This window comes from Sphingobacterium sp. 40-24 (genome assembly GCF_001899705.1).
Taxonomy (GTDB): domain Bacteria; phylum Bacteroidota; class Bacteroidia; order Sphingobacteriales; family Sphingobacteriaceae; genus Sphingobacterium; species Sphingobacterium multivorum.
Genome location: NZ_MKWH01000034.1, coordinates 35,332 through 54,778 on the forward strand (window position 1 = coordinate 35,332; position 19,447 = coordinate 54,778).

Here is a 19,447-nt window from a genome sequence, read left to right on the forward strand (position 1 = left end):
AATTGCTTTTGCTGATTTCTTGGTTTTATGAATAATATAACCGAGATAACGTTTTGTTTATGCATTGACAACTCCTTCAAGTAAGCTTACAAAGATATCAAGTTATTTTCTGGGACTGATACACGAATATAAAGTCAATCTCGGCGAATAGTAATTATTATGCCATCCAATAAGCCTAACAGCAGACAAAACGGAGCCAAAATCCATCCTGCTTATTTTTAACTTTTAATTAACCGCCTGCTGAAATTCAGGGCTTAAAAAGAGCCCATTTTTGGAGGCTGTACAGATCAAGCACAGATGAAGCACATGCTAAGCACAGATAAAGCACGGATATAGCACTGTTCGGGTACAAGGGGTTAGTGCCTTGAAAGTGCTTTAACCGCACTATGAAAGTATCTCTATCGTGGATAAAATGGTTGTTTTTTTCCCTCGGCAAGCATATACAATATTTAACTTAAAAAAAACATAGTCTCCATATCGTCGCCTAAATTCGAGGTCAATAGAGGTAATTTCACAAGCCTCTCCAACAAATCGTAATTTCAACTAAATTGGTATATTGCGCTGCAATATGGTGTAAATTTTAAATTATCCGAATCTATTGACTGAGTACCCTAAAGCAATTAAATTCAAATATCCATGGCGTAAGTACCAATTACGGGTACTTGAGGAATTACAGGAGCATCTTAAAGATGGTCATTTACATGTCGTGGCGCCTCCCGGCTCAGGTAAGACGGTCCTGGGGCTTGAAGTTGCTATACGCATCAATAAACCAACGCTAATTCTCGCACCGACACGTGCAATCCGTAACCAATGGATACAACGGTTTTGTGAACTTTTTCTTCCATCGGATACCGTGCCTGACTGGATCTCCAGGGATATCCGAAATCCTAAATTTATCACTGTAGCGACTTATCAGGGAATGCATGCTGCCTGCAGTGATCAAGATCCAAAGGGAGCAGATTCAAACCTTGACTTTATCCTAAAAGGATTGAAATCCCAAAAAATTGGTACAATTGTCGTCGACGAAGCACACCATCTTAAAAATGAGTGGTGGCATACATTAATTAATATCAAGAAAAAGCTGAACCCGACGATCGTTGGCCTAACAGCGACTCCCCCTTACGATGTCTCTCCAACAGAATGGCAGCGCTATATGGACCTCAACGGCCCCATAGATGCGGAAATTTCGGTCCCCGAACTTGTCATTGAAGGTGATCTATGTCCGCATCAGGATTATATCTATTTCACCAATCCCAGCGAAAAGGAAAGACAGTTTATTGCCGATTACAGGGATAGTATGCTTAAGCTATTTAAGGAATTAGGCACGGACGAAATCGTACTTCAGGGGATCCAAAATCATCCGATATGGCTAAACCCGATGGATGATCTCGACTGGGTCTATAATAACTTGAAATATTACTCGGCATGCTTAATTTTTCTCCATGCCAACCAAATCCCAATTCCCGAGCTCCATATGGAAATCATCGGTGGCAAAGATTTTAAAATACCTCACCTGGATTATGAATGGCTCGAAATTCTACTTGAATTTTACCTACATCAGGAAAAAGTGCATTTCAATGCATTTGCAGAACATCGAAGCGCGCTGGAAAATAAATTACAACGGCACGGTGCCATGGAAAGAAAACAGGTAAACTTTTCCCAAAATAGCCGTGTCCGACAATATTTAACATCCAGTATCAGTAAAATGGACGCTATTACCGCGATTGTGGATTTTGAATATGAAAAATTGGGGAAAGACCTGCGGCTGGTCGTCCTCTCGGATTTCATCCGAAAAGAATTCTATGTAAACACCGACCACAATACGCTTGAATTGAACAAAATAGGTGTCATCCCTATTTTCGAAAAATTAAGACGGGAAAATAAGAATAATAAGAAAATCGCTGTGCTTACAGGATCCATGATCATTATTCCGGCCAGTGCTTACTCAGCATTTCAAACTACTGCTGCTAGATATGGTATATTTGACAGCTCTACGAGCCCTGTTCCTTTTGATGCAAATTACCTTTTAATAAACCAGACGGAGGGTCTTAAACACGATATTGTTCACATTGTCACACAGCTATTCCAGGTTGGAGAAATTGAAGTCCTACTGGGGACCAAATCATTGCTAGGTGAAGGCTGGGATGCTCCGGCAATCAATGCGTTGATTTTAGCGAGTTTTGTTGGCTCATTTGTACTTTCCAATCAGATGCGCGGTCGGGCTATTAGAGCGCAACAGGGCAATAAGGATAAAACGGCAAATATCTGGCATTTGGTATGTGCTGACTCTACCTCGGCAACGGGTGGTGATGACCTTAAATTACTAAAACGACGGTTCAAAAGTTTTGTCGGCGTCTCGCTGCGACAAGAACCTGAAATTGAAAATGGTATAGGCCGTTTTGATCTACCTGAAAACATAAACAACGTTGGGGAAATTTCACGGAAAAATGCGGAAATGCTACTATTTGCTGCCAATCGGGTAAACCTCAGGCAGCGGTGGAATGATGCGCTTACCAAAGGAGTGAATCTCGTCGAGGAGATCAAGATACCTTTTGCGGAAGAACAAGATTATCAACGGGTAAAATCGTTGTATCTCAACAAAACAATTAGAAATGTACTGGCGACAGTGGGCGCTGCCTGGCTAAGTTTTGGACTTGACAACGTTCAAGGATTTTTTAGGGCATTAAAAAATATGCAAAGCCTGAAAGATTTTTATATTTACATCGCCAGCTTGAGTGCAGTAGGAATGCTGCTTTTCGGAAGAAATACGATCAAATCACTCAGACTATATTTGAAATATCGCGATATTTCCAAAGATCTGAACCAAGTGAGTTCTGCGCTCTTAAATAGCTTGTTAAAAGCACATATCATACGGGCTGATCAAAACGAAGTGCGCGTGGAAACGCAAGTTGACCGCTCCGGTGCCGTTTATTGCCATTTAGAAGGGGGTACAACATTCGACAAATCCATATTTATCAATGCATTACAAGAGATTATTGCACCGATCAATAATCCGCGTTATGTGATTGTCAGGAAGAATAAATTTGCTTTTTTTGTCAAGCAGGAAGATTATCATGCTGTTCCGGAACTGCTGGCACGCAAAAAAGAATTCGCCGAATATTTTAGCAATCAGTGGGAAGCACATGTAGGGAATTGTGAATTAATTTTTACCCGAACAATTGCTGGTAGAAAATTGATCTTAAAAGCGCGGGTGAAATCATTGGCTGCGCAGCTGGATGAAAAAGTACTGCAGGTAAGCAAGTGGCGGTGAAGAAATAAGTTAAAAAAGAATTTCTCCCATTCTGCAGCCAGCCACTACCGCGGACTTTCAACTGTTTAAAGAAAGTTGAATGAACGCTGTCTAACTAATCGATCAGCGCTACAATTGCTGGATCTTCGGGATCTGTTTTTGGAGGAAAATGCTTGATAAGCCTGCCGTTTTCATCGATCAGATATTTCTGAAAATTCCACAGGACAGCAGAACTTTCTACGCCGTTCAAGCTTCTATTTGTTAACCACTGATAAATAGGCGCTTGCCGCTTTCCTTTAACATCAATCTTTGCTGCCATCGGAAAAGTTACGCCGTAATTCCGTTGACAAAAAGCAGCTATTTCGGCATCTTTACCAGGTTCTTGGTCTAAAAAATCATTTGATGGAAAACCTACAATGACCAACTTATCACTAAATCTTTTATACAAGCGTTCGAGTCCCTCGTACTGTGGTGTAAATCCACATTTAGAAGCGGTGTTTACAACAAGTATCTTTTTACCTTTAAACTGCGCAAAATCGATGGACGAGCCATCCAACCCCTTCACTTTAAAATCATATAGCGTAGCTGACTTCAAGGCCATATCTACTTTAACATTACCATTGGTGAATAAATAATAGGCTACACCTGCGGCGACTACCGCCACGATGAATAAAATTATAAAGAGCATTTTTTTTATTTTTTTTTGAAACATGACAATCTATAGCTACACGAAACCACCCCAACATCGTCTGAATTTAGGTCGATGAATACCCTTGGACCTAGGACCAAGGATGGTACATGACAACCTTGCCGACCAACGCTGTACAAGACAAAACGTATGCTGCGAAGTTTTATAAACGGTAAGCGCAACGTTCATCATAGATTAAAGTTACTAAAGAAAGTCTGAATTGAAAATGAAAAGTGCTTTTCTGATCGGATAATAAAACCCTATAAAAAACCGAATCTTCATAACGAAGATTCGGCCGCACTATTAAACTATATAAACCAATTGTGTTCGTTAAAAGTTGACTTATTGTGGGGAGGTTGGTCTATTTGGGTTCAGCGGTATCTGTCCCTTTAGCATCTTTCCACCGTCCATTGTGATCCGGAGATAGTAATCCGAAGAACAAGCAGTCCCATCTTCATCCATGGATTTAATCCCCAGCCCAACCGGAACATCCTGTTGGGTTGCAGCAGTCTTCGCGATCTGATTGGATTCGTTGTACTCATCAAACATAGACACATACATACTCTTGACACCGAGCGAAGTCAGATTATAGAATTGTCGCCACATAAAATCACCATGTTTTCTTTGCCCCTCCTGCAGTGAGCCCGGCAATACACAGGGCTGATAGTCTATGTTATTTAAATTACAAAACTGTAGATCAGCATTTTGGATATGCTGTGCATAATGATCCACGTCTGCAATGGTTCCGATACGTCCTACCATCCAAGGCGACAACATATCAAATGCTTTGTAAACGTCGATGTAGCCCTGCCTCGAATCTCCCCCTGCTTGTGCCAGCCTCCAATGTGTTGGCGTGCCGCCCATGACATAACAGCCTTGGTCGCGAAACCACTGGATCACATCCAGACAGACGGCCGCCGACCAGGGGTGGTTGTTGTCATTAAAACCAAATCCCCAAATACCGACCACAGGCTTGCCATTCTGTTTGGCATAGGCTGGAGACTGAGTATATTGTTTCATTAGATTTAGCCAATCATTTTTTATCTCAGCCTGCATATTAACCCAGGCCGACACATCATACATGATATAAAATTTGACACCGTGTTGCTCGGCGGCAGTTTTAACTTTAGCGGTAATGGCATTGCGAATGGGACCTTCTATCCCTGTGGGATTAAATCGCTGCAATGCCGCCGTGTGGATACCATAATCCTTCATCCATTTAACCTGGACATTGACTGTCTGATCGTCAAATGAAGAAAACAAAGACGCAGGTGAACCATTGCCCAACGCCGGTAAATTGCTGTTGTATTTTTTTTGGTATTCACTATTGTCGGGCCAAGAAGGAATATGGAAATTACCCTGGGACGGCGTCTGTTGCCAGGCCTCGGTCCAGTGCCACCAATGTGTTCCCATGGGAGAATTGTCGCCAGCGCAGGAAAACCAGCCCTGGTATCCCACAGTAATCTGGCCAACAACATCGCCTGTCGCGGAAACTGCATTATTGCCATTTGCCTTTTTGGCCTCCTCTTTCGGGAGCGGTTGCTCCATCATCTTTTCGCTCTTCGAACAGGACGCCAGCAAAGTTGCCAACAAGAAGACCGCACATAATTTTGTTTGCTTTTTAATACTCATAATCAAGTGATTTTTTTTATAAATGGTTGAAACTGGTTTATACATATTGGTTTATTTCAATGCTGGTGCCCATACTGCTTCGCTGTTTTGAAAGGCCAAAAATTTTATTGGGCTTATTCTCGAAATCAAAGTTATGAGGTACCATTAATGAACTATTAACAAGAAATTAATAGCTTCTATAAATCGGTATGAAACGAAAAATTATTTATAAATATATTGGTGGGCCTAAAGCAATTTTGCCGTATATTGAAAAGAAATATTACAGCAATTTATCTATAAAGAAGTATTGATCTAAGCGATCTGATAGGGTTTTCTTTCGAAAAAAGAAAACAATACGATCTAAATGCTGTATATTAAAGGAGCTCAATGGTCGGTTTTTTTGACTACAACTATTTATTCTTTAACAGAAGACCAAAAGTTCATTTGAGTAGTCGTTTTTTAACTCGAATAAATTAAACTAATATAAACACCAATCCGATTTTCTATGAAAATTACGTTAACATTAACCCTTATCATGTTTGTACAAGTCCTGTTTGGACAGAAGTCTTTAACGCCTCAATGGCAATCGGACACTACCCTAAGATCTCCAGAGTCCGTTTGGGTAGATGCCAAAAACAAAGTACTCTATGTTTCAAATACGATTGCCTTCGAACCTAACACAACTGCATTCATCAGTAAACTGGATATGGACGGAAAATTTATCAAAAAAGATTGGGTGACAGGATTAAATGCTGTTTTGGGCATAGGAATCTACAAAAACCGGCTCTATGCAGCGGAAGCATTCGCTAAATCGATTGCCGTCATCGATATAGATAAAGCAAGCATCGTTAAAAGAATTACCATCGATGGTGCTGAGCTGCTCAATGACATTACAGTTGACTCAAAGGGTATTGTTTATGTGAGTGATACGCGACTTGGAAAAGTATATCGCATTGAAAATGACGCCCCTATGCTATATGCCGAAAATCTCAAAGGTGCAAACGGACTGCTGGCTGTCGGCAAAGACTTGTATGTGTTATCGGATGGTGCTCTTGTTAAGATAGATCAGGATAAAAATACCACTGTAATATCGAAAGGTATGGAAGGTGGATTGGACGGTGTCGTACAAATTAAACCCAACGAATTTGTAATTTCGGGCTGGCAAGGACTGATCTATCATGTCAAACCTGACGGCTCCAATACGGTATTGCTTGATACACGGGACAAGAAGATAAATGCTGCCGATATCGGTTACGACAAATCTTCGGGTATGCTTTATGTGCCTACCGTTAGGAGTAACAGCGTTCAGGCATACAAACTGGACTAAATGATTTAATGGATATACAAGTAGATGAAGCTTTCCACGTTTACCCCTTATACCAAGTCATTTAGAAAGGCTTTTTTGATTATTCCCTTTTTCGTTGTAATTGATGTGTTTTGCGAAATTGTACAACCTCGTCTAATGTCTATTATTGTCGATGACGGAATCTTGCATAAAGATATCAACTACATTTTGAAAATTGGATTGGCCATGATCGGGTTAGCCATCGTTGCCATCGTTGCCAATTTGTGCAACATCTATTACTCTGCACATGCATCTGTGGGTTTTGCGACGAATCTCCGGACTGCCCTGTTTCGAAAAATACAATCTTTTGCTTTTGCGGATACCGATTATTTCAGTTCGGCGTCGCTTACTACGCGGCTCACCAACGACACCAATATGATGCAGCAAGTCATGATGATGTGCCTGCGTATGCTCCTAAGGGCACCTCTTATGATGGTTTTTGCCATTATCTTTGCGGTTTCTATAAATAAGGATCTGTCCATCGTGATGGCCATTGCGTTGCCTATATTAGCCTTAAGCATTTTCATATTATTACGCAAAGGGCTCCCCTTTTTTATCAAGATGCAGCAGGCGGTCGATCGTGTCAATAGTGTTGTGCAGGAAAATCTACTCAATGTGCGGGTGGTAAAAGCTTTTGTCCGCCAGGATTTTGAGAAAAAGAAATTCGACAAAGTCAATTTCGACCTGATGGATGTTGCGACCAAAGCTTCAAGCATCGTTGTCCTTATTATGCCTGTTATGCAATTGGTGATGGGCTTGTCGCTTGTTGCCGTGACCTGGTTTGGCGGACAGAAAGTAATGACCGGAACGCTTGCGCTTGGTGGACTGATGTCCTTTCTAAGTTATATCACGCAGATCCTTATTTCTTTGATGTTGCTCTCATTGACTTTCATGATGATTTCAAGGGCAATCGCTTCGGGTGATAGAATTGAAGAAGTTTTAGAGAAACAGCCTTCCTTATCGGATACGGTGGAAGGTCTCCAAAACAGAGACGCTATCACAGCAGGACGGATCGCCTTTCAGCAAGTCACTTTTCGGTACAACAAACAAAGTGCGAAACCCAACCTCGACAACATTAGCTTCGACGTGAAGCCTGCGAGTACCTTAGCTATCATAGGTGGCACAGGTTCCGGAAAGAGCACGTTGGTACAATTAATCCCACGACTGTATGATGTGTCTGAAGGTAGCGTGTTGGTCGATGGCATCGATGTCAGAAATTACCAACTACAGGAACTGCGCAGCGAGATTGCGATTGTCTTGCAGCAAAATCAACTTTTTTCAGGAACTATTTTAGAAAATCTCAAATGGGGAAATGAGCAGGCAACGGATGAGGATATTTATGCTGCTGCCAGGACTGCCTGTGCAGACGATTTTATACGCTCCTTCCCCGCCGGATATCACACGCTACTAGGACAAGGAGGCGTCAATGTTTCGGGAGGACAAAAACAACGCATACGTATTGCCAGGGCTTTATTGAAGAAACCTAAAATCTTAATTATGGACGACAGTACAAGTGCTGTGGACATCGACACCGACCGGAAAATACGTGAAGGTTTAAAAAATTATCTGCAGGATACCACACAATTGATTATTGCACAGCGTATTTCAAGCGTCATGCACGCCGACCAGATATTGGTCATGGAAGAAGGCCGCATTGTCGGTTCCGGATCACACGAGGTACTTCTGCAAACAAATACCATCTATCAGGAAATTTATCAGTCCCAACACCTGCAAAAAGAAGAAGCCTAATGAGTACCTCAAACAAATCCATCCCCGTGAGTTTACCCGGTCCCGGAAGTTCAAGACGCATTAAAAATGAAAAGCCTCAACAGGGATTTAGGGCTCTATGGCGATTGATGCGCTACCTGTCTTCGCAACGGCTGATGCTCCTGCTGATTTTAATTTCACTTTTGCTGGGAACTGCGGGAACACTAGCGGGCAACTACCTTTTACGGCCTGCAATCAACAATTATGTACTTAAAAAAGATATTGTTGGTCTAGGACATATCGCCCTCGTCATGATCGGAATTTATATCGCTACAGGAATTTTCAACATGTTGCAATACCGGCTGACCATAAAAGTTGCACAGAAAACGATTTCCAACCTCCGAAATGAGCTGTTCGACCGCATGCAGTACCTACCTTTGCAGTTTTACGATACCCATCAACATGGTGATCTGATGAGTCGCTTCACCAATGACATGGATACCGTAAGCGACGCCCTAAACAATAGCATTACACAACTTTTAATCAGCTCAATTACCTTGTTGGGAACACTCGCGCTCATGGTATATATCAGCCCTATCTTATCTATTATTGCATTGATCATGATCCCCCTGATGTTATATCTGGCAAAACTGATCATCAACAAAAGCAAGCGTTTTTTTGCCGCCAACCAAGCTGCACTCGGCAATGCCAATGGCTATGTAGAGGAAATGATCAGCGGACAAAAAGTGGTGAAGGTCTTCGGGCACGAAAACGCCGCCATCGAACAATTTGAACAGCTTAATCAAGTGCTCCGGGAAAAAGCAACAAAGGCACAGTTTTATTCTGGCATGATGATGCCTTTGATGGCGAATATGAGCACCATTAACTACGCGCTGACTACCATCGCAGGTGGTATTCTAGTGATCACACGTGGATTCGATTTAGGGGGATTAACTGCATTTTTACAGTATGCACGGCAATTTGGACGGCCTGTCAATGAGATTTCCAGTCAATACAATAGCCTACAGGCAGCGTTGGCGGGCGCAGAACGTATTTTTGCCGTTATTGACACGGCTCCTGAAAGTGAAACCGTCGATCCGCAGCCAATGCCGGCACCGGTGCAGGGCCAAGTGACACTATCGCATGTAAATTTTGGTTATGTACCGGAAAAACAGGTTTTATTTGATATCGACATCGACGTAAAACCAGGTCAAAAGATCGCTTTTGTGGGTGAAACTGGTGCTGGCAAGTCGACAATTATCAATTTGCTGCCTCGCTTCTACCCTTTGCTATCCGGGGATATTCTGTTAGATAAGACATCGATTTTTAAGCTGGACCGCAATGAACTGCGTAAAAAACTATCTATTGTATTTCAGGACACCCATTTGTTTACCGATACGGTTATGGAAAACATCCGGTATGGCCGGCTCAGCGCAACAGATGATGAAGTGATAGCGGCAGCGAAGCTTGCCGCAGCGGATAGCTTTATCATGCAATTGCCACAAGGGTATAAAACCGAATTGACCAATGATGGAGCCAATCTGAGTCAGGGACAACGGCAGTTAATTAACATCGCCCGGGCAACTATTGCCAATACGCCAATCTTAATATTGGATGAAGCGACCAGCTCGATCGATACACGAACTGAAATCGCTATTCAGGAAGGTATTGACCGGTTAATGCAAAACAAAACAAGCTTCGTCATTGCCCATAGACTCTCGACCATCAAGAATGCCGACGTCATCTGTCTGATCGAAAAAGGGAGAATCGCCGAGTTCGGTTCACATACAGAATTGCTAAAGCAAAAAGGTAAATACTATCGTTTGTATATGGGACAGTTTGACTGATCATCCCGAAGCTTTAACACCCTGCTTATTTCGTGAATACTGTATTTATTTCGTGGCAGAGGATCTTTTTTGAAAAGTACCGCGGCTTGCAAAATACGAGATCATCGATTTTCTGAAAGATGGCTACAACATTCTGACATTTGGATACATCTGCCGTCAACTTTACACAGAACTTTGTCTCAAGAAAAAAAAGATTATGAAAGTATTTATAACTGGAGCTTCGGGCTTCATAGGTTCAGCAGTTGTTCAAGAAATGATCGATGCGGGACATCAAGTATCTGGTTTAGCACGCTCAGAAAAATCAGCAGAAATAATCACCAATTTAGGTGCTCAGGTAATCCGTGGCGATCTTCAACACTTGGATATATTAAAACAAGCCGCTTCAAACGCCGAGGCCGTCATCCATACGGGATTTTCCCACGATCTAATGTTTGCAAATGAATATGCAAAAGCTGCCGAAATTGATATCAATGCGATCAATGCCATGGGCGAAGAGCTGCTTGGTACACAAAAACCGCTTGTCGTTACAGCTGGAACTTTGGGTCTACCCCTTATCAATGGGTTCGTCACCGAAGAAAGTACCCTCCTAAATTCACCAAGAGGTTCAGAACCTGCGGCAATGTCCCTGGCAGCAAAAGGTGTCCATGCTTCAGTGATTCGCTTACCACCCTCTGTTCATGGCAGCAGTGATCTTGGCTTTATGGCAGGCTTCACATCAAGCCTGATCCAATTTGCGCGCAATCATGGTGTTTCGGCATATCCCTTAGATGGAAACAATCGTTGGCCAGCGGTTCATCGCTTGGACGCCGCAAAAGTTTTTTGCCAGGCGGCCGAGAAGGCCGAAATTGGTGCATTGTACAACGCTATTGGTGAAACCGGCATTAAAATCAGCGCAATTGCTGAACTGATCGGCACGAAATTAAATCTGCCTGTTACTTCATTACAGGGTGAAGATATGGTTAAACATTTCCAATGGCTGAGCCATTTCATCACCTTCGATAGCCCGGCGACAAGTTTTGAGACACAGCAGCAATTAAATTGGTCGCCTAAGCAGATCGGTTTATTGGACGATGTTCAGCAAAATTATTTATAAATTTGTTATATGCCACAAAGTCGAACACAGCGTATAAAAACGATCAGTGAATTTCATCAATTAAGAGGTTTGCCACAGCCAGAGCATCCATTGCTTAGTGTTGTGGACTATTCAAAGATGAAACGTTCTCCTTTGGATGATGCTTCGGCCTTATTGTTTGATTTTTATGTCATTTCCAATAAAAGAGGCATCACAGGCAAAATGCGCTATGGGCAGCAGCTCTTTGATTTTGACAATGGTGTGCTCGGCTTTATGTCGCCCAATCAATTGCTGAAACTGGAAGAAAATGACGCTGCTGCCAACGTCAACCGAAGCGGGTGGATGTTGCTTATTCATCCGGACTTTTTATGGAATACCACATTAGCGAAAACTATTAAAGAGCATGAATTCTTCGATTATTCGGCAAATGAAGCTTTATTTCTTTCAGACAGTGAAGAGAAAACACTAAATGATATTATTGAAAATATCCAACGGGAATATCGAGCAAATATGGACAAATTCAGCAAGAACATCATTGTATCAAACCTTGAAACATTACTGAATTATTCGGAGCGTTTTTACAACCGACAATTCCTAACGCGCGAGAAAGCCAATCATCAGGTTTTAAATCGCTTGGAAGAACTGCTGAATGCTTATTTTTCGACAGAGAGCCTGATCGCACAGGGGCTTCCATCCGTTCAATATATTGCAGATAGCTTAAATATTTCCTCTAAGTATCTGAGCAGTTTGCTTAAGGTACTGACGGGACAAAGCACCCAACAGCATATTCACGAAAAACTAATTGAAAAAGCAAAGGAGAAATTGTCAACAACGGCACTTTCTGTTAGCCAGATCGCTTATGAATTAGGCTTTGAACATTCACAGTCATTCAGCAAATTGTTTAAAACAAAAACCAAACTATCGCCCCTGGAATTTCGAGCGGGCTTTCACTAAGTTAGTGAAAGCTAACCGTGACCATTGAATTCAGTAAAACGGTCCATCTGGGCATGGACATTATAATTTTAGGGGCGGAGATCAAAAAATAAACAGCAGACCAAGCAATAGCTATTATCCGGTCTGCTGTTTGAATCAACAAAGATTATTTTTCTTTTTGATCTTTAATTGTATCTTTAATCGCCTTAGTTTCTTCGGCGGTCTTTTCACTTATTTGATCTTTATACTTATCAAATTCATTTGAGACCTTATCGGCCACATGACCTGCTGTTTCGCTAATCGAGGATGACACATGATCATACTCTTCTTTCACTTTATCGGCTACTTCTTCGTATGTGTGTTTTGCCTGTTCTTTGAGGTCCCTTGTTTTTTCCTTGATTTTTTTCCGCGTTTTTTTTCCACTATTCGGTGCCACTAATAGACCGACCAATGTACCTACTGCTGCTCCCGCCACCATTGCGAGAAGTAATCCCGTTGAATTATTTTTTCCGTTGCACATCTTTAAATTCTTTAGACAATCGTAATTAAGCATATATTTCAAAATGATTATATTGTTAAACTTCTACAAGAGCAAACAATAAAAGCAAAACATTAGTTTGTCATATTTTAAATAATGTACAACAGACTAGATTGCGGCACCATATGAATCGAAAGGCGCTAAAGATGAGCGTTCAGAAATGGTCTGGATCAAATAGCTCTACTACACTCGACTTTTCAGTTCTGACCCCAATCCAGTGTTGATTTTCTTTTGTTTGAAGTATTGAAAAATGACTGCAATAATAAAAAGCACAAAAAGGACAAGAAGGGTCTGTCCAATAATTGGATCATTTATATCCTTTGCCAAGGGATGTCCGACCGGAACTCTGGTAAAGGTCTCATTAACAGTAGGCACCAGCGACAAGAAGAAACTAAATGACCATAGAAAATTTTCAAAATACCGAGCCTTCGTACTACTTTTCTTCGTTGCGTGCAGCCAATAGGCTACCGTGACAAGAACCAAGATGAAGAGTGAAAAAACATGTCCAGCATTGAAGCCGCCCTGTTTCGAAATTCCTAATGCCGTAAGAGAAGTGATGGCTGTCGCATAAAAATATAACTTCCCCGATAATACTGTAAGATTGATCTTACCATAGCTGATAAATCCTAATACAGCGCCTAAAAGTGCTGTAAGACCAATAACTGTGTGGAAAACTCCTAAACCTGATAAATTCATTTTTTCTATTTTTAACGTTGATAATTTCAAATAAATGTTCCTGTAATGTAAGGTCGTTGTCACGCTTTCACGGTACAGTCCATGGAATAACTACCCTTTAATGAAACACTACAAAGTTGCAATAGAATAAGGAAAATGGTTTTTTGATTTCGTTCAAAGATTTGATGTTTTAGTTCAAAAAACAGGACTACAATCTTATTGGAGAAAACTTGGTCCCCTCGATCAAAATGGAATACTATATACAAGTCACCATTGGTTTTTAGTTGCTTTTAAGCTGTCGACGATAATTTGTTGGCGATATGTGGTATTTGTCACTAAAACTCTTTGTAAATGTTGCGAGGTCGTTAAATCCACAGTTAAAGGCAATTTCGGAAACACGCTGATCGGAAACTAAAAGGAGCTCTGCCGCCTTTTCGAGCTTCTTATTTTTGATATAACTGGCAGGTGTATCCTGATATAATTTGGCAAACTCTCTTTTAAATGAAGAAACACTCAGATTATTCTGTTCCGCAAGCTGCTCAATGGTTAATTGGGAAAACAGATTGGCTTCAATAATCTGTTTAAACGAATAGGTATTTGAAGAAAAAAGCTGTGATAATATCACTCGTATGACCGACGCGTTTCGCGTTTGGGACAGGAGCAATATAATTTCTTTTAATTTGAGCACCAGTATATCTTCATTGATCAATGAAGGATTTTCAAAATAGAACAGCAAGCCTTCCACATATTTCTGGATCAGGAAATCATTGTCAATTTTTTCTTTTGATTGGTTTGAAATGATATTTTCAGGTTCAAGCAGCAACGAGGGCAACTCTCTATCGTAAACTTTCTTCAAGGTATCTGGATAAAAAGTGACTATTAACAGCTGACAATCACGCGTTGGATTCACATCGTGGATTCGCTTTCCAGAATTAATACAATTCAGCAATAAGGAATAATGTTTCGCAATAGTTAGCTCTTCGTCATTTGCCTGGTATTGCATCTCCCCTTCCAGCACATAGAGGAAGCAAGCCTGTTCCGCTACTGGAAATTCAAACGTAAATGGTGCCTTCAATGCGATTTTCTGCATCATCGGTCTTCCAAATAGCTCATATTTTTTGTAATCATTTACCATTGTACCGCTCAATTTCTCAAATTTATCGATTGAGTTCCGTATACTTAAAATGACGGTTGTGCAATCGAGTCTTATTTTTTAAAATTCCGTTAAAATAGATTCTTCCAATCGATGTATTTTAAATTCGTTAAACACCTGTTAATATTAGTCTAAATTTACGTCTATTTTAACACCAAGATCTTTGCTGCTTGCCTTTAAAACATGATCTACCCAAATACATAACATAGACTGTTTTCCAGGTTTGTTTTGATCCCAGTCTTCTTTCCAGACAATGTCTATTGTTTTCCCGTGATAGGCTAAGTTTCCGAGGTAAAAATAATCCATTTTGCCAGCAGGTATCAGCGGCTGAACCTGAAAGCTGTTGTGATGGGATGCCTCAAATCCAATGAGATCCGCTATGATTATGTCTGGATAGGTTGAATGAAAATAATCATTCTGCCCGCCAAATTGCTCACCATCACTTGGTATATACCATTCACCGATATTTGGGTGGGCATAACCGTGGAGCCGTGTAAGCTTCATAATTTGTTCGTACAGGGTCTCTTTGTCCTGCGCAGTGATTTGATTTTTATAATTTCTTAAATAGTTGCTGTATGCTTTATAGACGACTGAGTTTTGAAAAGGCCATCCTCTGCCGTTCCAGGCATAAGCCTGCTCATTATAATAGGGATGTTGTCTTTCGGCCGTGGTCATTCCTTTATGGTTATTGAAACCTTTTTCGGAAGTAAACATCGCCCAAGCTACCTCATACATTTTATTATCCTCACGCGGTATCATATTGAAATACCACGGGGTATAACCAACGGATTCCCGCACCCGCGCTTCGTAATCCCGTACACCATAGGCATTGTCTCCGGCTGTCAAGGTATAAAAAAAACCATCATCTGCATTCCAAAGTGTCCTGAGAAATTTCCGCTGTATTTCCTGGCTTCTGAATTTATAGTAATCTGCTTTCGCCTTATTCTTAATCGAAGGATGATGTTGCTCTTCCTGTCTATAGAGATTGTACAATGCGTTGGTATTCCCAAAGGAATAGCTTCCAACGGATGGGCGCACCAGATAAAAATCAGGATAACCTTTGGTAAAGGCCAATGGAAAGTCTTTCGCCGCAGTCGTATTTGCAGCCTTTTCTGTCGTCCCCCAACCTAAATAAAGATCTCTCCATGTACTATCGGTATAAATAGCATAGGGCCCTTTACTCTCAATCAAGCCAAGCACCGCCGAAAGGCTGAATTCCATACCATCGTACAGATCCAGAATTTTGTACATGCCGTTGGTCTTCGCATCGGGATTTTTCACAGTGAATAGGCTATCCAAAAGGTACTGATGGTTCTCCATCGCGGGAAGCATCTTTTGCGTCCAGGCCTGATCGGGATGAATTTTTAAAAATGATTCAATACCATCGACCATCCAGCTGGAAAAATGAACACTTTCGGGCCTGCTCAAATGGGTCAAAAAATTACCGTTTTCCCGTTGATTTAATTTGGAAGCTGATCCAAGCATAAAATATTCGGCATAAGATCGAAGGTATTTTGGATCACGAAGCCAACGTACATCGTAAAACTGATGCGCTGTTGGGCAGGTAATCGCTCCACTCAAGGATCCCCAGGCGGGATACCCGAAAAATTCTGTTATAACCCAATATTTCTTTGAATCATGTGGATCGTAATAATCCCGAAGATGCTTGCTGATCATCCACCAACGATAATTATACACGCGATTTAGGGTATCGTTGGAACTCTCAAAATACGGAATATTATTAACTAAAAAGTCTTTGTTGTTGGATTCGTCAAAAGCTCCGTCCGATTTTGGCCGGTGCTCGAAAGCATTGAACTCCTTTATATTATCTGTTAGATTATTTTTCGCCACTTCCTTTAAACGATCAAGTTCAAGCTGATATATCGACTCCTGCTTCCCAGAAAATCCGCGGTTACTCGAACAGGAAAAAAGAACACCTAGAACCAAAAAGGCTGTGCTGCTTAAAACAATAGAATTTAAAAAAACGTAACGATGTTGTCTTTTCATGTGGTTATATGGAATAGAACTGGAACAAAGACCTAATCAACAGAATTTTTATGACAATTAAGCATGGTGGAACAAATCGACGTAAAATTGATACAATGTATCATATTGCAACAACCGTATTTATATAAAACTCAAATATTCCCATTTTCACATAAAAAAGTATCTTTTTCATATTCTTTCTACTGCTGTTCTAAGCTACATTTGTTCCATAAGTAAACTTGACTCAAGAGAAGTAATTGCCGAAATGAATGGAGATGCCTATCTCATCATTTTAAATTTCTGAATTGATTCGATAAGAATACTGTAAAAAGAATCCTACAATACTACACTGAAAAACATTTTGTGGAACGACGCTGTCGTTCCACATTTTTAATTTATTAAACCGGTCTTTACCCCACCTTCTACGGCAGCCACTTTAGCTTGCTCGCCGGCTTTTTCATGCTTAGTCTCCGGTAGTTCCTTCCGTTGTCATTTTAATTTTATGGATTGTACCATCTGGACGGTAATTTAGGGTGTCTATGCATATCGAACGGCTAAAACTGCCTCCATCTGGATTAATTCCCCCATTATGGTAAATGAAATACCATTGGTTTTTAAAAGGGACAATTGCTTGATGGTTCGTATTGCTGTTGCCTGCTATTTCATTCAGAATTCCTTTATAGACATAGGGGCCTTCGATCTTATCGGCCATGGCATAAGCGATCTTCTCCGGAAATTCCGTGGCATAACTCAAATAGTATTTTCCATTGCGCTTGTGAACCCATGGTGCTTCCGTAAAAGCTAGTCCTTCAAAATTCACCTGTTTTATTTCGCCATCAATCTCAACCATATTTTCTTTGAGCTTTGCGTAGTAACACTCGCGGTTGCCCCAGAAAATCCAGGCTTGACCATCATCATCAATAAAAACAGCTGGATCGATACAGGCCCAGGAATGGGAAGAAGCAAAACAGTCTTTGTTGGTCAATAAGGGTTTTCCCAATGCATCGCTAAAGGGACCTTCGGGTCTTTCTGCGACAGCAACCCCTATTCCGGACCAATTGGAACTGATGTACCAGTAATATTTTCCATTACGTTCGGTAACATGTCCCGCAAATGCATCGCCGCTTTTTGCCCAGGTAAAATCACTTATGCGCAAAGACACGGGATATTCCGTCCAATTTTTTAAATCCGTTGTAGAATAAACGATCCAGTCTTTCATCTTATAGCCTTTCTGACCTCCTGCAAAGTCATGACCTGCATACAACCAAAGTGTATCCCCCTTAACTAATGCTGCCGGATCGGCCGTAAAATGATGCTTAATAATCGGATTTCCCTTTGCGGTAAAATGATACCGGTCATCCGCAGCCACAGGAGCTAGCAATTCACCAGGTACACCGCCCCATTTATTGTTCAGAAGACGAGACTCTTCCTTGCTGATTGAAATCACACTTCCATGTCGCGGATTAAAATTCTTATGAAAAGGTTCAGGTTTTGAAGAGAAATTAAAGAGATCATCTGTGCGCTGAAATTCGTATCTTCCATTCGCATACAAATCGTACATCAAGATATAATCGTTTGTTCCATTCAACTTAAAAAGGCTAGATCCTTCGACAACAACAGACGTGTCTGCGTAGGCATCGAGATACCGGAAGTCTTCTCTCCATGGTCCTTTTAAGGATTTACTTGTCGCCTGCTGAATTCCATTTTTTACTTCTTTTCCGGCAGCATCTTTTGTATTACCCTTAAAGAAAAAATGATATAGCCCATCTTTATAGACAATGTCGCCATCAATACCGCCAAATTTTGGACTGAACAATAAAGTAGGTTCCTTTTCAAAGCCACTAAAATCTTTATTCGCATAGGCCGCATAAAAATCAAGTTTATCATTCTCATGCGATTTCACCGTAAAATACACCAGGTATTTTTTTTCAGCCGGATCGTAGATCGTCTGTGGTGCCCATACCCATTTTACGTTCTTAAATTTTTTAGGGTATAACTTTGCCAGGTCAACAGTATTGTGTTTCCAGTCCGTCAGATTATCAGATCGCATCAAAATAATACCCGGATTACTTCCCCACCCATTCTTTATCGTAAACATATCAGTTGCGACCATATAAAATGACTTTTTGTCCTCTCCCCTAAGGATGTGCGGATCACGAATCCCTCCCGTTTGGGATATATCCGCCGATGACAAAATAGGTTTATTGTTATTTAATGCAACCCAGTTTTGCGCATCCTGACTGACTGCAAATCGCAATTGCTCTTGTGTATTTTTATCCCCCGAACCTTCAAAATATGCAAAAAGATAACCCGCCTCCTTATCTGCATTGTATATTTTTTGCGCTATGACATTGGTAAAACTCATTAATGCAATACTCAATACCCCTATTTGTTTTAGTTTCATGTTTGATCAATTTTTAGGTTTTTCTAAATGCTCATTTGCCAAGTAAACCTTCTTTATTACACCTTAACCATGGATTATTTAATGCACAAATTCCAAATTATCTTGATCGAAGGGATATTCAACACAAATTTAAATTTGCTCAAAAACACTTTTCCACGAAGCTGTAGAAGAATACGATACGAGGTTTACTTTCATTAATGTCAAATATACATTTATTATTTAAATAGGCGATATTTTT

The 19,447-nt window shown here is 40.9% G+C and carries 13 protein-coding genes; 6 read left to right on the plus strand and 7 right to left on the minus strand.

Features of this window, described 5'->3' with window-relative positions:
• Positions 1-598 precede the first annotated feature (598 nt).
• A complete protein-coding gene (locus BGP15_RS12100; protein WP_286769655.1) occupies positions 599-3,271 on the plus strand; it encodes a DEAD/DEAH box helicase family protein in 2,673 nt (890 codons plus the stop codon).
• Positions 3,272-3,365: 94 nt separating this feature from the next.
• Here BGP15_RS12100 and BGP15_RS12105 read toward each other — a convergent pair whose 3' ends face one another.
• Positions 3,366-3,938, minus strand: a complete 573-nt coding sequence (locus BGP15_RS12105; protein ID WP_286754494.1) for a glutathione peroxidase — start codon at positions 3,936-3,938, stop codon at positions 3,366-3,368.
• 342 nt (positions 3,939-4,280) lie between these two features.
• Entirely contained in the window at positions 4,281-5,570 is a 1,290-nt protein-coding gene (locus tag BGP15_RS12110; RefSeq protein WP_286769656.1) for a glycoside hydrolase family 99 protein, read from the minus strand.
• A gap of 484 nt (positions 5,571-6,054) precedes the next feature.
• Between BGP15_RS12110 and BGP15_RS12115 the strand changes: the two genes are divergently transcribed.
• The 5 genes from BGP15_RS12115 to BGP15_RS12135 all read left to right on the plus strand — a co-directional run bounded on the left by BGP15_RS12115 (position 6,055) and on the right by BGP15_RS12135 (position 12,474).
• Positions 6,055-6,876 carry an SMP-30/gluconolactonase/LRE family protein gene (locus tag BGP15_RS12115; RefSeq protein WP_286769657.1) on the plus strand — a complete coding sequence of 274 codons (822 nt, stop codon included), beginning with the start codon at positions 6,055-6,057 and terminating at the stop codon, positions 6,874-6,876.
• Between the two features lie 24 nt (positions 6,877-6,900).
• The gene (locus BGP15_RS12120) at positions 6,901-8,643 is read left to right on the plus strand and encodes an ABC transporter ATP-binding protein (RefSeq protein WP_286769658.1); all 1,743 of its coding nucleotides are present in this window, start codon (positions 6,901-6,903) and stop codon (positions 8,641-8,643) included.
• The gene (locus BGP15_RS12125) at positions 8,643-10,448 is read left to right on the plus strand and encodes an ABC transporter ATP-binding protein (protein ID WP_286769659.1); all 1,806 of its coding nucleotides are present in this window, start codon (positions 8,643-8,645) and stop codon (positions 10,446-10,448) included. The genes BGP15_RS12120 and BGP15_RS12125 overlap by 1 nt, the downstream gene beginning before the upstream one ends.
• Positions 10,449-10,644: 196 nt before the next feature.
• On the plus strand, positions 10,645-11,541 hold the full coding sequence (locus BGP15_RS12130; RefSeq protein ID WP_286769660.1) for an SDR family oxidoreductase: 897 nt from the start codon (positions 10,645-10,647) through the stop codon (positions 11,539-11,541).
• Positions 11,542-11,550: 9 nt separating this feature from the next.
• Entirely contained in the window at positions 11,551-12,474 is a 924-nt protein-coding gene (locus BGP15_RS12135) for a helix-turn-helix domain-containing protein (RefSeq protein WP_286769661.1), read from the plus strand.
• A gap of 145 nt (positions 12,475-12,619) precedes the next feature.
• Here BGP15_RS12135 and BGP15_RS12140 read toward each other — a convergent pair whose 3' ends face one another.
• From BGP15_RS12140 to BGP15_RS12160, 5 genes are all read right to left on the minus strand, one after another.
• Positions 12,620-12,973: a YtxH domain-containing protein gene (locus tag BGP15_RS12140; RefSeq protein ID WP_286769662.1), complete on the minus strand. Its 354-nt coding sequence runs from the start codon at positions 12,971-12,973 to the stop codon at positions 12,620-12,622.
• A gap of 201 nt (positions 12,974-13,174) precedes the next feature.
• Positions 13,175-13,687, minus strand: a complete 513-nt coding sequence (locus tag BGP15_RS12145; protein ID WP_286769663.1) for a hypothetical protein — start codon at positions 13,685-13,687, stop codon at positions 13,175-13,177.
• Between the two features lie 259 nt (positions 13,688-13,946).
• Positions 13,947-14,813, minus strand: coding sequence for an AraC family transcriptional regulator (locus BGP15_RS12150; protein WP_286769664.1), 867 nt, complete (start codon positions 14,811-14,813; stop codon positions 13,947-13,949).
• Between the two features lie 132 nt (positions 14,814-14,945).
• A complete protein-coding gene (locus BGP15_RS12155; protein WP_070568627.1) occupies positions 14,946-16,826 on the minus strand; it encodes an MGH1-like glycoside hydrolase domain-containing protein in 1,881 nt (626 codons plus the stop codon).
• A gap of 442 nt (positions 16,827-17,268) precedes the next feature.
• Positions 17,269-19,209 carry a family 43 glycosylhydrolase gene (locus tag BGP15_RS12160; RefSeq protein WP_286769665.1) on the minus strand — a complete coding sequence of 647 codons (1,941 nt, stop codon included), beginning with the start codon at positions 19,207-19,209 and terminating at the stop codon, positions 17,269-17,271.
• Between the last annotated feature and the right edge of the window lie 238 nt (positions 19,210-19,447).